Source organism: Egibacter rhizosphaerae (assembly GCF_004322855.1).
Classification (GTDB): Bacteria; Actinomycetota; Nitriliruptoria; order Euzebyales; family Egibacteraceae; genus Egibacter; species Egibacter rhizosphaerae.
Genome location: NZ_CP036402.1, coordinates 2729153 through 2742391, shown reverse-complemented (window position 1 = coordinate 2742391; position 13239 = coordinate 2729153). Strand labels below are relative to the sequence as shown.

General features: G+C 74.7%; 13 protein-coding genes. 6 read left to right on the top strand and 7 right to left on the bottom strand.

Translation table 11 applies throughout. The annotated features are described in order from the left end of the window. Positions 1–9 precede the first annotated feature (9 nt). From ER308_RS12795 to ER308_RS12785, 3 genes are all read right to left on the bottom strand, one after another. Complete coding sequence (locus ER308_RS12795; protein WP_131155352.1) at positions 10–528, bottom strand: plastocyanin/azurin family copper-binding protein; 519 nt, start codon at positions 526–528, stop codon at positions 10–12. A 134-nt stretch (positions 529–662) separates the two neighbouring features. Next, a complete protein-coding gene (locus tag ER308_RS12790) occupies positions 663–1070 on the bottom strand; it encodes a pyridoxamine 5'-phosphate oxidase family protein (protein ID WP_131155351.1) in 408 nt (135 codons plus the stop codon). 21 nt (positions 1071–1091) lie between these two features. Then, positions 1092–2564, bottom strand: coding sequence for a multicopper oxidase domain-containing protein (locus ER308_RS12785; protein ID WP_131155350.1), 1473 nt, complete (start codon positions 2562–2564; stop codon positions 1092–1094). 227 nt (positions 2565–2791) lie between these two features. Here ER308_RS12785 and ER308_RS12780 point away from each other — a divergent pair, with 227 nt between their 5' ends. Beyond that, positions 2792–3370, top strand: a complete 579-nt coding sequence (locus tag ER308_RS12780; RefSeq protein ID WP_131155349.1) for a MerR family transcriptional regulator — start codon at positions 2792–2794, stop codon at positions 3368–3370. After that, positions 3367–4653 (top strand): isochorismate synthase, encoded by a 1287-nt coding sequence (locus ER308_RS12775; protein ID WP_205745598.1) that lies wholly within the window; start codon positions 3367–3369, stop codon positions 4651–4653. Before ER308_RS12780 ends, ER308_RS12775 begins: the two co-directional genes overlap by 4 nt. Positions 4654–4723: 70 nt before the next feature. Here ER308_RS12775 and menD read toward each other — a convergent pair whose 3' ends face one another. Genes menD through ER308_RS12760 form a run of 3 tightly spaced genes read right to left on the bottom strand, consistent with a single transcriptional unit; the run spans position 4724 to position 8336 of the window. Continuing rightward, entirely contained in the window at positions 4724–6490 is a 1767-nt protein-coding gene (gene menD, locus ER308_RS12770) for a 2-succinyl-5-enolpyruvyl-6-hydroxy-3-cyclohexene-1-carboxylic-acid synthase (protein WP_131155348.1), read from the bottom strand. Next, positions 6487–7443, bottom strand: a complete 957-nt coding sequence (locus ER308_RS12765; RefSeq protein WP_131155347.1) for an o-succinylbenzoate synthase — start codon at positions 7441–7443, stop codon at positions 6487–6489. Before ER308_RS12765 ends, menD begins: the two co-directional genes overlap by 4 nt. Next, entirely contained in the window at positions 7443–8336 is an 894-nt protein-coding gene (locus ER308_RS12760; RefSeq protein WP_205745597.1) for a 1,4-dihydroxy-2-naphthoate polyprenyltransferase, read from the bottom strand. Before ER308_RS12760 ends, ER308_RS12765 begins: the two co-directional genes overlap by 1 nt. Before the next feature lie 126 nt (positions 8337–8462). On the opposite strand from ER308_RS12760, the gene ER308_RS12755 reads away from it, so the two are divergent. The 3 genes from ER308_RS12755 to ER308_RS12745 all read left to right on the top strand — a co-directional run bounded on the left by ER308_RS12755 (position 8463) and on the right by ER308_RS12745 (position 11961). Then, positions 8463–9803, top strand: a complete 1341-nt coding sequence (locus ER308_RS12755; RefSeq protein ID WP_205745596.1) for a class I adenylate-forming enzyme family protein — start codon at positions 8463–8465, stop codon at positions 9801–9803. 32 nt (positions 9804–9835) lie between these two features. Then, complete coding sequence (locus ER308_RS12750; RefSeq protein WP_131155345.1) at positions 9836–10525, top strand: hypothetical protein; 690 nt, start codon at positions 9836–9838, stop codon at positions 10523–10525. A gap of 77 nt (positions 10526–10602) precedes the next feature. Next, a complete protein-coding gene (locus ER308_RS12745) occupies positions 10603–11961 on the top strand; it encodes an AAA family ATPase (protein ID WP_131155344.1) in 1359 nt (452 codons plus the stop codon). Positions 11962–12006: 45 nt separating this feature from the next. Here the strand turns inward: ER308_RS12745 and ER308_RS12740 are convergent, their stop codons facing one another. Beyond that, a complete protein-coding gene (locus tag ER308_RS12740) occupies positions 12007–12570 on the bottom strand; it encodes a YceI family protein (RefSeq protein WP_131155343.1) in 564 nt (187 codons plus the stop codon). Between the two features lie 112 nt (positions 12571–12682). Here ER308_RS12740 and ER308_RS12735 point away from each other — a divergent pair, with 112 nt between their 5' ends. Beyond that, positions 12683–13198 (top strand): MarR family winged helix-turn-helix transcriptional regulator, encoded by a 516-nt coding sequence (locus ER308_RS12735; protein WP_131155342.1) that lies wholly within the window; start codon positions 12683–12685, stop codon positions 13196–13198. The last annotated feature ends 41 nt before the right edge of the window (positions 13199–13239 follow it).

The window sequence follows — 13239 nt, the reverse complement described above, 5'->3', positions numbered from 1 at the left end:
TGACGCCGGTCAGCCCTCGACGGTGATGGTCGCCTCCATGCCCGCCTCGCGGTGCCCGGGAACCGAGCAGTACAGCGTGTACTCCCCCGGCTCCAGCTCCACGGTGCCCGACGCGGTCTCGCCGCCGGGGGTCAGCTCGACGACCTCCTCGTCGCCCAGCTCCTCGATCACCATGTCGTGCTCGGCCGCGCCCTGGTTGTCCATCACGAACTCGACCGTGCCCGCCGACACCGAGTCGGGCAGATCCTCGTAGAAGTTGTCGTCGGCGACGAACTCGACGGTCTCCTCCGCCTCGCCGTCGTCGGCGGCCTCGTCGTCGGCGGCCTCGTCGTCGTCGGCGGCTGGTTCCTCGTCGGGTGCCTCGGCGACCTCGTCGGCCGGCCCCGCCCCCGGCGTGCCGAGCAACACCCACAGAAGAAGGATCACCAACAGCGTCGCCGTGAACGCGAACGCCGTCCACGCGACCGTCGCCGAGTCCAGGGCGCTGCCCCCGCCCGACCGGGGATCCTCGTGTGACGTTGCCGACATTCCTCGCTCCTCGACGTGACCGGCGGCTACCACACCGCGCGCCCTCCCGGGGCGTGGTGGTGACGTGAATTCGTCCCGCCAATAGTACGCATCCGGCCCCGCGCCGTCCCATCCGGCGCGAGCGCGCAGGGGTGTCAGTCGATCCGGCGACCACTCACGTCGTCGATCCGCACGCGGCGGTACTCGTGGTGTTCACCCGGCGCCCACGGCTCCAGGCCGAGCTGCTCCAACTCCGCGCGCAACTCCTCGCCCGGCACCTCGACCGTCCCCTCGGCGATGACGCTCCAGCCCTCCCGCCAGTGGGCGTCGACGTCGTCGACCTGGAACGTCACCGCCGTGCCGTCGGGCAGGCCGGCGAGCGTGGAACCGACGGCCGTGCGGAAGACGAGCCCTCGGTGGTGCAGGCGGTAGTTCACGGGCCGGATCGCCGCGCGGTTCCCCTCGACGAAGCCGACCCGCCCCAGCAGGTGGCGGTGGGTCCGCAACAGCTCCCAGCACCTCGTCTCGGCGAGGCGCACGACCCCCGTCGCGGAACCGGCCATGGGAACTCCCTCGGTCGCTCGCTACTCGACGATCATCGCGGTGACCATCCCGAACATACCGTCCGAGCCCTCCGCGTGGCTGAGCACGTGGCAGTGGAAGGCCCACGCGCCCGGCTCGGTGGCCTCGATCAGCACGTCGACCCGCTCGCCGGGCGCCACGTTGACCGTGTCCTCGGTGTGGGTCTGCTCGAGCAGGTCACCGTCGTAGGCGATGACCTCCTGGCGCATTCCGTGCAGGTGCATCGGGTGGATCTCGAGCCCCTCGTTCATGTAGCGCACCCGCACCGTCTCGCCCTGTTCGACCTCGATCGGCTCGGTCGCGGGGAAGCCCTTCCCGTTGATCGTGTAGCCGAGCGGACCGTCGTTCAAGATCATCGTGACGTCGTGGTCGGCGTCGACGGCGTCGGGGTCCTCGTCCTCGACGACGAACGCCCCGAGCAGGCCGCCGGGGACCTGGCGCGCCGAGTCGAAGTGCGAGTGGTACATGTGCGAGCCGTCGTTGTCGACGGTGAACTCGTAGGTGAACGTCTCGCCCGGCAGGATCGAGTCCTGGGTCAGGCCGGGGACGCCGTCCATCTCGTTCGGCACCGCGAGGTGGTGCATGTGCAGCGCGGTGGGCTCGTCCAGCTCGTTGGTGAGCTCGATGCGGACATCGTCGCCGACCTCGGCGCGCAGCTCCGGGCCGGGGATCATGCCGTTGTAGCCCATCCCCTCGCGGACGTCGCCGGGCTCGACCTCCCACTCGACGTGCTCGGCGGTGAGCTCCCAGACGAGCGTGCCGTCGTCGTCGATCTCGGGCTCGAGCGGCTCGCCCCCCTGCCCCTCGGTCTCGGCGGGGAAGTCGGCGACGCCGCCGTCGTGGACCTCGACCATCTCCTCGGGGGTCATGTCCCCATGGTCGCCGCTCTCCGTGGCGTCGGAGCCCTCCTCGTCGCCCTCGGAGTCGCCTCCGTCGGAGGTGCCGTCGCCTTCCTCGTCGGTAGCGGCCGGCTCCGCGGCGACCTCCGCGTCGGGGGTCGCGACCACGGTGGCGGTCATGCCCGCGCCCTCGTGCCCGGGCACGGTGCAGATGGCGCCGTGCTCACCCTCGGGGATGCCGTCGACCTCCCAGGTCAGGGTCTCACCGGGCTGGACCATCGGGCTCCCGCCCACTCCGTCGATCTCGAAGTCGTGCTCCGCGCCGCCCACGTTCTCGAGCTCGAACGCGACCGGGGTGTCGGCCGGGACCTCGATCTCGTCGGGGTCGATGTACATGTCGCCGAGCTCGATCCCGACGGTCACCGCCTCCCCGGCGGGCTCGGCCTCCTCGTCGGCGGGTTCGGCCGTCGGCTCCTCCGGGGTCTCCGCGACGTCCGCGGCGGGGGTGGTGGCCGGGCCCACGACGAGCAGCCAGACGAGCAGGGCGAACAGCACCACCGCCGTGGCCGCGAACGCCGCCCATCCCGTGGTGGCGCGGCTGCCTGTCTGTGTCCCGTGCTCGTGCTCCTGCGCCATGGCGCGCTCCTCGACTCGTGGTGGCGGCCGTCGACCCGGCCAGGCATGGAGCCGACCGATCGACTCGTCCGATCAGGACTGACGAGAGCATGACGTCGCCCCGTGCCGAGGATCAGGGCCGCTGGTCCCGGACTGGCGAGACGTTGGTCACCGATCGTCGCGGACCGCTTGGGCGCGCGGACGGGGCGACTCGGACCGGATGCCCGCGACCTCGTAGCTTGGGCACCATGAGCGGACAACACGATGACGAGGATCCCGCCGACGCCGCGCTCGTGCGCGCGCTCAGCGGCCCGGCCCCCGGCGAGCCCGACGAGGCGACCCTGAGCGGCGAGCAGCTCGCCGAGCAGACCGGCGTTCCCGAGGCACTGCTGGACGCGCTCGCGCGGGAGGGGCTGCTCGCGCCCCGCGAGATCGACGGCGCCACGAGATATTCCGCCGGTGACGCCGAGGCGCTGCGCGCCGGCCTCGCGCTCATGGAGGCCGGGGTCCCCCTCGACGAGCTCCTCGGCCTGGCGCGCCGACACGATCACGCGATGCGGGTCATCGCGGACGAGGCGGTCGAGCTGTTCGTCCGGTTCGTGCGCGACCCGATCCAGGGGTCGGCGGGTTCGGACGAGGAGGCCGGCGAGCAGCTGGTCGCCGCGTTCCAACGGATGCTGCCGGCGAGCAGCGCGCTCGTGGCGCACCACTTCCGTCGCCTCCTGCTCGAGGCCGCCGAGGCCCGCGCCGTCACCGGGCGGGACACCAAGCACGACACGGGGGGCAACACCGAGGACCCGGGGCGCGACACCGAGGACACGGGTTGAGCGCACCGGCCCAGGCGCGCAACGAGGAGGCACCACCGGCACTGTGCGCCCGGACGGTGCCCTTGTCCGACGACCGCGCGCTGCTCGACTTCCTGCCCGGCCCCGACGGGTGGGCCTGGCTGTACGGGCAGGAGGGCATGGTCGGCTGGGGGGAGGCCGCGCGGCTGCCGGTCGGCACCGGGCCCGGGCGGTTCGACGCCGCTCGCGATTCGCTGGCAGGGCTCGCCGCGTACACACCCGTCGACGACCCACTGGACCGGCCGGGCACCGGTTTGGTCGCGACGACCTCGTGGGCGTTCGAGGACGACGGCCCCTCGGTGCTCTCCGTCCCCGCCACCGTCGTCGGGTCCCGGGGCGGGCAGCGCTGGGTCACCGCGATCGGCCCGCCGGGCGACCCGCGCTTGGAGGACCCCTCCGCCGCGCTGCCCGGCCCGGCTCCGGTGCGCCCGCACGGCCGAGTGCGCTACGCGGGAGCCTCCCAGTCCGAGCTCGCGTGGCTCGACGCGGTCGCCCGCGCGACCGCCGAGATACGCGACCACGCCGGCGGCGAGCCACTCACCAAGGTGGTTCTCGCCCGGGACCGGGTGGTCTGGGCGCGCGAGCCGTTCGACACGCGCCTCCTGCTGCAGCGGCTCGCGGACCGCTTCCCGAGCTGCTTCGTGTTCGCGATCGACGGACTGGTCGGCGCGACCCCGGAGCTGCTCATCGGGCGGGATGGTCGCAGCGCCCGGTCGCTCGTGCTGGCCGGCACCGCACCGCGCGGGCGCGATGAGGTCGAGGACGCCGAGCTCGGCGCGCGGCTGCTCGCGTCGGCCAAGGATCGCGACGAGCACCGCCCGTCGGTCGACTCGGTACGCGAGGCCTTCGACGGGATCGCCGAAGACCTCGCGGTCGATCCCGAGCCGTGGCTGCTGCGTCTGGCCAACGTCCAGCACCTCGCCACCGACGTGCGCGTCCACCTCCGGGAGCCGGCGCCCGACCTGCTCGAGCTCGCCGCGCGCCTGCACCCTCCGGCCGCGGTCTGCGGCAGCCCCCGAGACGCCGCTCGAGCGACGATCCGTCGACTCGAGCAGCTCGACCGTGGCCGCTATGCCGCGCCGGTGGGCTGGGTCGATCCGAGCGGGGACGGTGAGCTGGGGATCGCCCTGCGCTGCGCCGAGGTGGACGGCGCGCGAGCCCGGCTGTTCGCCGGCGCCGGGATCGTGGCGGGCTCGTTGCCGGAGGCCGAACTCGAGGAGACCCGGCACAAGCTCCGCGCGATGCAGTCGGCCATCGAGGGCTGACCCACGGGCGGATTCACATCGCCGCGCCCGGGCGGGATTCGGCTCAGTCGTGCACGAAACCCCGCCCGGATCAGGGGAGGGCGTCGAGGGCCCGCGCGGTCGCGGCCTGCAGATCGCGGTGCAGCGCGCGGTTGGCCTCCCGGTCGGTGCGGACCTCCACGAGCCGCACCCCTCCGGCAGCGACGGCCTCCCCCACCGCCCCGGGCAGCGCCGCGGCACGGTCCACACGCGTGTGCGGCACGCCGTGCAGTCGGGCGAGATCAGCGACGTCGCGGCCGTGGGGGGTCGAGAACAACCGCTCGAACGCCTCGGACGGCAGGTGGTCGACCGGGGGGAGCAGCGAGAAGATGCCGCCACCATCGTTCTGGACGACCACGAGCGTGCAGTCGAGCCGCTGGGCCTCCGCGTCGAGCAGGAACCCGTTCGCGTCGTGCAGCAGCGACAGGTCGCCGACGAGGCCGAGCACCGGCCCGGGTCCGCCGAGGGCCGCTCCCAGGGCGGTGGAGACGATCCCGTCGATGCCGCTCGCGCCACGGTTGCCGAGCACCCGCAGGCCGCCGCGGGGGCGCATCGCGAGGTCGAGGTCGCGCACCGGCATCGAGGACCCGACGACCAGGGTGGCGCCATCAGGGGCGGCCGCGGCGACGTCGCGCGCGGTACGGGGCTCGCTCGGGGCGTCGGTGGCGTCCAGGACCGCGTGCAGGGCGTCGGTGGCCCCCGCGTCGGCCTCCCGCCAGCTCTCCAACCACGCCGGGTCGAGCGCCGCTCCGAGGGCGTCGAGCCGTCTCCGCAGCCCCTCGCAGGCCCTCGCCGGATCGGCGACGAGGATCCCCGACAGCGCCCGCTCGGGGTCGGTCCACGCCCCGTGGGGGTCGAGCAGCACCTGCGACACGTCCGCGCCGAGCCACGACCCCAGGGCACGGGAGAGTCCCCCGCGACCGATGCGCAGGACGAGATCGGGCCGGTGGGACGCCGCGAAGCCCTCGTGGGCGGCGAGGTACGGGGCGGCCGCGACCACGAGCTCCCCGTCGCGGGCGCCCGACAACGGCTCGGCCACGACCGGCCAACCGGCCGCGCGGGCCAGGCGGTGGATCGGCTCCGGCGGCGCCGTGGTCTCGCCGACGACGACCAGGCCGCGCGGGGCCGCGGCGATGCGGGCGGCGAGGTCGTCGAGCTCCTCGGGCTCGGGTTCGGCCAGCGTGCGGGTCACGCGGGTCCAGGGCTCCCCGTCGGCCCGCCCGTCGAGCGGTGTCCGGAACGGTTCCCCGCGGGTGCGGCCGTCGTCGCTGGCGGGGACGGTGGGCTCACGGAACGCGACGTCGACGTGCACCGGTCCGGGTCGGGCCCCCACCCCGCGCGCCTCCGCGACGGCGCGGCACACGGTCGACCGCCACGCGGCGGGCGCGCCCGCTCGGTCCTCGGCGACCCCGAGCTCGGCGAACCAGCGCACGTGGTCGCCGAACAGCTTGGTCTGGTCGATGGCCTGGTTCGCCCCGGTGCCCCGCAGCTCGGGGGGACGGTTCGCCGAGACGACGAGCAGGCCGGCCCCCGCCTCGTCGGCCTCGACCACGGCGGGCAGGAGGTTCGCGACGGCGGTGCCCGAGGTGGTCACGACGGCGGCGGGGCCACCCGCGGCCCGTGCGATCCCCAGGGCACAGAAGCCGCCGCTGCGCTCGTCGAGCGCCACGTGCACCCGCACGCCGGAGTGCTCGGCGAGCGCTCCCGCCAGCGCCGCCGAGCGCGAGCCCGGCGCCAGCACGACATCGTTTACCCCGGTCCGCGCGAGCTCGTCGACGAGGACGCGCGCGATCGCGGTGGAGGCGTTCGGGGCACTCATCGAGGGTCCCCGCCGGCCACGACGGCCTCGGCGGCACGCAGCCGCTCCCGGAGCGCGGCCGCCCGATCGGGGTCCGGGGTCCATCGCGCCAGCGCCTCGGGGTCCACGGTCGGCGGTCCGACCGGCAGGCTGCCGGCGACGGGCACCAGCGGGTCGACCACGACGTCACCGGTGAGCAGGGACTGCGTCCCGAGCCCGCACGCGTGTGGGAGTTCCGGCAGGGCCGCGGCCAGCGCGACGCCCGCGGCCAGCCCGACGCTGGTCTCGACGGCGCTGGACACGACCGTGGCGACCCCGCGCTCGTGGCAGCGGTGCGCGATCTCCAACGCGGGTGCCACCCCCCCGAGCGGTTGGACCTTGACGACGACCACGTCGCAGGCGGCGGTGTTCGCCGCACGCAGCGGGTCGTCGGCGGTGCGGATCGCCTCGTCCGCCGCGAGCGGCACGTCGACCCGCCGGCGCAGCTCGGCGAGTCCGTCGAGGCCGGGAACCGGCTGCTCGGCGTACTCGAGCGCGTACCGGTCGAGGGCACGCAGCGCCCGCTCGGCGGCCTCGAGGTCCCAGGCGGCGTTGGCGTCCACACGGACGTGGCCGCCGGGCCCGAGGGCGGCGCGCACCGCGGCGACGCGGTCGATGTCGGCCGACAGCGGCTGGCTGGGCTCGGCGACCTTCACCTTCGCGGTCGCGCATCCGCTGGCGGCGACGATCTCCGCGGCACGGTCGGGACCGACGGCGGGCACGAGGCAGTTGACCGGCACCCGCTCACGCCGGGGGGCCGGCCACCCGGCGTTGGCGGCCTCCCGCGCGGCGGCGGCCCAGCGCGCGGCCACCTCGGGCGGGTACTCGGGGAAGGGGCTGAACTCGCCCCAACCGGCGGCCCCCTCCACGAGCACCCCGGCGCGCTCGTCGACACCGCGGAACCGCGTGGTGAGCGGGATCACGAACGGGTGCATCAGGCCGCCAGCATGAACCCGAGGGTGACCAGCAACGCGACGAGCAGTTGCAGCCGCGCGGTGGCCATCAGGATCGGAACCAGCTCGGATCCCGCGGCGCCCCGGCCGCTCTGGCCGCCCGTCAGAACCGCCTGGGACGGGAGCACGGCCTGCAGCCCCACCACGAGCGCGATCAGCGGCTGCCACTCCCCCGCCAGCCACGCGACGAACGGGAGGCACACGAAGGCTCCGGTGAGCAGCGCGACGTAGAGCCAGCGCGTGGGGCGATCGCCGAGACGCACCGCCAGGGTGCGCTTGCCGGCCGCCTCGTCGGTGGGCAGGTCGCGCAGGTTGTTGGCGACCAGGATCGCCGAGGCGAGCAGCCCCATCGCGACTGCCGCGGGCCAGGCCGCCGGGGGAACGGCCGCGTCGTGCACGAACGCCGAGCCCACGGTGGCGACGAGCCCGAAGCAGACGAACACGAAGGCCTCACCGAGCCCCGCGGAGGCGTACGGGCGGGGTCCGCCGGAGTAGGCCCAGGCCGCGAGCGCGCAGAACGCGCCCACGGCGATCAGCCACCACGAGACCGTCGCGGCGAGCGCGAGCCCCGCCGCGCACGCGATGACGACCGCGAGCGCGGCCGCGTTCCGCATCGCTGCGGCACTCACGGTGCCCGACGCCACGGCCCGGCGCGGACCCGTGCGCTCGGCGGTGTCGACGCCCCGGGTCGCGTCCTGGTAGTCGTTGGCGAAGTTCACCGCGACCTGGAATGCCAGCGCGACGATCAGCGCGGCGAGCGCTCGCCACGGCACGAACGCGTCGGCGATCGCCGTGCCGACCAGCACCGGGGAGAGCGCGGCCGGCAACGTGGCGGGGCGCGCCGCGTCGAGCCACACGCGCGCGGACGCGGCCACGGGCACCTCCATCGAGCAGCGGGACGGGCAGCGGCGGACGACACCGGGACGACACCGCGCCGACCCCGAGTGGGCGCCGCTCGGCCGCCACACGGGGCCAGGATCGCCGCAGGGTATCGTGGCCGCGTGGTCGCATCGCTGGAACCGGCACCCGCGGACGCCCCCCACGCGCCGCTCGTCGGGGTCGTGGCCCGTCCCGGTCCCGCGCTGCTGCCGACCGTCGACGCGGTGTGGGCGCGCGGGGCGGCCGTCCTGCCGATCGACCCGGAGCTGGCCCCGCCGGCCCGCGACCGGCTCCTCGCCACCTTGCGCCCCCGAGCGGTCGTCGAGCCCCCCGCCGCCGGCACCCGGCCATTCGCGCCCCCGACCCCCGCGGACGTCGCATCGTCGGCGACCATCGAGTGGCGGGCCGAGGCCGAACCGGTCCCGCGTGGCACCGCGCTGGTCGTCGCCACCAGTGGCTCGAGCGGGGCGCCCAAGGGCGTGCGGCTCTCCCACCGCGCGCTGCGGGCGAGCGTGACCGCGGGTCTCGCCCGCCTCGACAGCCGGCCCGACGACGTGTGGTTGGCGTGCCTGCCACCCCACCACGTCGCGGGGCTGCTCGTCCTGCTCCGGGCCCGCGCCCTGGGCGCGCCGGTCCGCATCGTCGCGCCGTTCGACCCCGGCGAGATCGCCCGCGCGCCCGAGCTCGCCCGCGCGCCCGACGTCGACCCCGGCGAGGTCGCCCGCGCGCCCGCCAACCGCGTCGCGCTCGTGCCGACGATGCTCTCCCGGCTGCTGGACGCGGGCGTGGACCTCTCGGGGTATCGCACGGTGCTGCTGGGTGGCGCGGCCCTGCCCGGCGAGGTGCGCGAGCGCGCCGTCGCCGCGGGCGCGCCCCTGGTGGAGAGCTACGGGATGAGCGAGACCGCGGGGGGCTGTGTCTACGACGGCCGGCCGCTCGACGGTGTGCGGGTCGCGCTCGACGACACCGGGCGGATCCACGTCACTGGGCCGGTGCTCTCCGACGGGTACCACCTCGACCCGGCACGCACCGCGGAGGCGTTCGCGGACGGATGGTTCGCCACCGGCGACCGGGGCCGGTGGGACGGCGACCGGCTCGTGGTCGAGGGACGCCTCGACGCCGCGGTCACCACCGGTGGGGAGACCGTGGACGTCGAGGCCGTGGCGGCCTGTCTCGCCGCCCATCCGGGGATCGCCGACGCGGCGGCCGGGGGGCTGCCCGATCCCGAGTGGGGCGAACGGCTCGTCGCCTGGTGCGTGCCCACCCACCGCGACCTGCCCACCCTCGAGGAACTGCGCCGGCACGCCGCCGAACGCCTCGGCCGGGCCGCCGCGCCCCGCGACGTCGTCGCCGTGGACGCCATCCCGCGCACGCCGCTCGGCAAGGTCCGGCGCGACGCGCTGCCCGGACCGAGCGGGCTCGACGGCACGGGCCGGTGTGCGGAACCGCGCGCGCCGCGGTAGAACGGCCCCCGACGGGTCGAGAGGAGCGTGCGATGAGCGACGCCGAGGCCGAGCGGCGCGACGAGGACGAGACCGGCGAGACCGACGAGGCCAACGAGCCGGACAACGGCACGGGGTCCGCGGCCGACGAGGCTTCCGAGCGCAGCGAGGCAGCCGAAGCCGACGAGCCCGACGCCACGGCGCCGATGGTCCGCCGGATCGGCAACGAGGACCGCGAGGCCGGTGACTACGTCACGCAGGCTCAGCGCGAGTTCACCCGGGTGCAGCAGCTGCCCGAGCAGGAGCGCGACCTGCCCACCGAGGTGGAGTCACACGGCAGCGAGGTCCCCGACGTCGCCCCGCCCGAGCCCCACGACCCCGAGCGCTTCCCCCGTCGCCCGACGAGCATCCTCGACAACCCCGAGCGCATCCAGTCGCGGTCCTACGACCGGTACTGGGCGAGGTTCCCCCTCGACGAGGTCGACCAGACGACCGGTCCCGGCGCCGGACCCTACGGCAGCGTCGGCACGGCCGACACGAACTGGGCCGTGGTCACGATCTGGCTCGGGTTGGCGGCAATCGCCCTGAACTTCTTCGTCCAGCACCCGATCGTGCTCGGGCTGGGCGCGCTCCTGATCGTCGTCGGCGCGGTCTGGACGATGTTCTGGCGCACCCACCCGGGCTCGTTCAAGGGTGTCGGCACCTCCAAGGTCAAGGCGCGCAACCTCAAGAAGCAGTACTGACCGCCTGCACGGACCCGACCTGAACGGACCCGAGCCGGGTCCTGGCATCGTCGCTTCGGATCGGCCATACTTCGGTTATGCCGAAGTTTGTCAACCGCGAACGTGAACTGTCCGCGCTCCAGAAGGCGCTCGGGCGCGAGCCGGGCCTCGCCGTCGTGTCCGGTCGCCGACGGGTGGGCAAGACCGCACTCCTCGACCGCTACGCCCGCGAGTGGGAGGAGCAGGGCGGCCGCGCGATCTTCCTTCCGGGCACGCGCGCGCCGGCCAGCGAGGCGTTGCGACGTCTCGAGGAGCGCATCCGCGCCGCGGTCCCGCCGATGCCCGGTGACCTGCTCGACCTCGGGCACCTCGACTCCTGGGACGCCGCGCTCGGCTACCTGTTCGCCCGCAGCGAGGAGACCCCGCTGCTCGTCGTGCTGGACGAGTTCCCGTACCTGTGCGAGGCCGATCCGTCGCTGCCATCGACGCTGCAGGCCCGCTGGGATCACCGGGGGCAGGCACGGCTGTCGCTCGTGCTGGCCGGCAGCCACGTGGGGCTGATGGAGGAGCTCGTCGCCGCCGACGCCCCGCTGTTCGGCCGCGCGGACGCGCACGTGCGCCTCGCACCGTTCTCGTGGCGGGAGGCCCCGCTGCTCGTCGACGGCGAGCCCGAGGCCGTGCTCGAGGCGTACACCGCCGTCGGGGGCATGCCCCGCTACCTCGGGCTGTGGGATCCCCGGCACGACGCGGTGGACAACCTCACCGAGCTGCTCGACGGCCCGGGCGCGCCGCTGGGCGACGAGGGCACGGTCGTGCTGCAGGAGCTCAACCCCGCCTCCGCCGCCGCGCGCACCCTCGAACTCGTCGCGCTCGGGGCCGGCACGTTCGGCGCGATCCGCGAGCGCGCGCACCTCGCCCCCGCCACGACGAGCGAGGCGCTCGACACGCTCGCGGAGCTCGGCCTGATCGCTCGGCTCACGCCTGCGGGCGACGACGCGCGCCGCACCCGCAAGGTGCGCTACACGGTTCGGGATCCGCTGCTGCGCCTGTGGCTGGCGCTGGTGCAGCCGCACCGCGAGGCGTTCGAGCTCGGGCGCGGCGGCGGGGTGCTCGCCGCGCACCGCGACCGGATCGCCGCGAGCCAGCAGCAGACGCTCGCCGCGGTGGCTCGCGACTGGCTCGGCGAACGCGAGCAGTGCGCCTGCGAGCCGTGGTGGCGTGGCGCCGAGGACGGCGGCATCGATGCCCTGGCCCTGCGCGGCGACACCCCGGCGGCGGCCGCGACCGCGCGATGGGCGACGGGCGTCGACGGGGAGGCCGAGCGGGCGCGCCTCGCCGATGCGCTCGCCGGCGGACCGTACGCCCGACCGGAGGCGCTGGAGGTCCTCGCCCGCGACGGCTCCGCGGTCACCACGCCCGCCGACCTCTACCGCGACGGGCCGGGCTCGCCACGGTGACGAGGACCGCGCGGCCCGGCGCCTCGCCCCGTGGGTCGCGGAGTACTACTCGCCCTTCACAGCGGCGATCTCGACCTCGATGGTGACCTCGTCGCCAACGAGGACGCCGCCGGCGTCGAGGGAGGCGTTCCAGGTGAGGCCGAAGTCCTTGCGGTCGACCTTCGTCGTGCCCTCGAAGCCGACGCGCAGGTAGCCCCACGGGTCGACGACGCCGCCGTTCTGCTCGACGTCGACGGTGACCGGCTGGGTGACGCCGCGCACCGTGAGGTCCCCGTGCACCTTGTACTGGAGGTCGCCGACCTGCTCGACCGAGGTCGAGACGAAGGTGATCTCGGGGTACTGGTCCATCGCGAAGAAGTCGTTGCTGCGCAGGTGCCCGTCGCGCTGCTCGTTGGCCGTGTCGATGCTGGCGGCCTGGATGGTGAGCTCGGCGCGGGAGTTCTCGGGGTTGGAGCCGTCGGCGTACACGGTCCCTTCGAACTCGTTGAAGGTGCCGCGCACCTTGGAGACCATCGCGTGCCGGGCGACGAACCCGATCCGGCTGTGGTCGGGGTCGATGCTGTACGTGCCGGTCAAGCGCTCGTGGTCCGTGATCGTGGCCGTGCTCATCGGTGTCTCCTTGGGTTCGGGGTCGGCAGCACACAGGTGATCTGCTCGTTGACACCTCAACCATACCCCAAGTTGATGACGCGTCAACCATAGGTGCGCTACACTCGACTCGATGAGCCTGAACACGACCAGCGGGACGGGCGGCGTGGCGCCGCGGACGAGCGAGCCACGCTGGCTCGACGATCGTGAGCTGGCGGCCTGGCGGGGCTTCGTCCGCATGCAGGGGCGCCTGGCAACGCGCCTGAACCGCGAGCTGCTGGCCGCGGCGGGCCTGTCACTCGCCGACTACGAGGTGCTGGTCCACCTGTCCGAGGCCTCCGACGGACGGCTGCGCTCCTTCCAACTGTGTGAGCTCACGGACTGGGAGAAGAGCCGGCTCTCGCACCACCTCAAGCGGATGGAGCGGCGTGGCCTGGTGTCCCGCGAAGGCTGCGAGAGCGACCGCCGGGGCGACTACGTCGTCCTCACGGCCTACGGTCGTGAAACGATCGAGGCGGCCGCACCCGCCCACGTGGAGCACGTCCGCCGGTACCTGATCGACCTGCTCGACCCACAGCAACTCGACGCGCTCGCCTCGATCACCACCACCGTCCTCGAGCGGCTGGGCGAACCGGACGGCCACGCCTGACCTTGCCCCGTACGGGGCCGAGTCGCACCGGGCGTCACGGC

Coding starts and splice junctions, on each gene's coding strand:
- ER308_RS12785 (WP_131155350.1), bottom strand. CDS start 2,564: ATGGCGCAGGAGCACGAGCACGGGACACAGACAGGCAGCCGCGCCACC.
- ER308_RS12780 (WP_131155349.1), top strand. CDS start 2,792: ATGAGCGGACAACACGATGACGAGGATCCCGCCGACGCCGCGCTCGTG.
- ER308_RS12735 (WP_131155342.1), top strand. CDS start 12,683: ATGAGCCTGAACACGACCAGCGGGACGGGCGGCGTGGCGCCGCGGACG.
- ER308_RS12795 (WP_131155352.1), bottom strand. CDS start 528: ATGTCGGCAACGTCACACGAGGATCCCCGGTCGGGCGGGGGCAGCGCC.
- ER308_RS12750 (WP_131155345.1), top strand. CDS start 9,836: ATGAGCGACGCCGAGGCCGAGCGGCGCGACGAGGACGAGACCGGCGAG.
- ER308_RS12745 (WP_131155344.1), top strand. CDS start 10,603: ATGCCGAAGTTTGTCAACCGCGAACGTGAACTGTCCGCGCTCCAGAAG.
- ER308_RS12740 (WP_131155343.1), bottom strand. CDS start 12,570: ATGAGCACGGCCACGATCACGGACCACGAGCGCTTGACCGGCACGTAC.
- ER308_RS12765 (WP_131155347.1), bottom strand. CDS start 7,443: ATGCACCCGTTCGTGATCCCGCTCACCACGCGGTTCCGCGGTGTCGAC.
- ER308_RS12790 (WP_131155351.1), bottom strand. CDS start 1,070: ATGGCCGGTTCCGCGACGGGGGTCGTGCGCCTCGCCGAGACGAGGTGC.
- menD (WP_131155348.1), bottom strand. CDS start 6,490: ATGAGTGCCCCGAACGCCTCCACCGCGATCGCGCGCGTCCTCGTCGAC.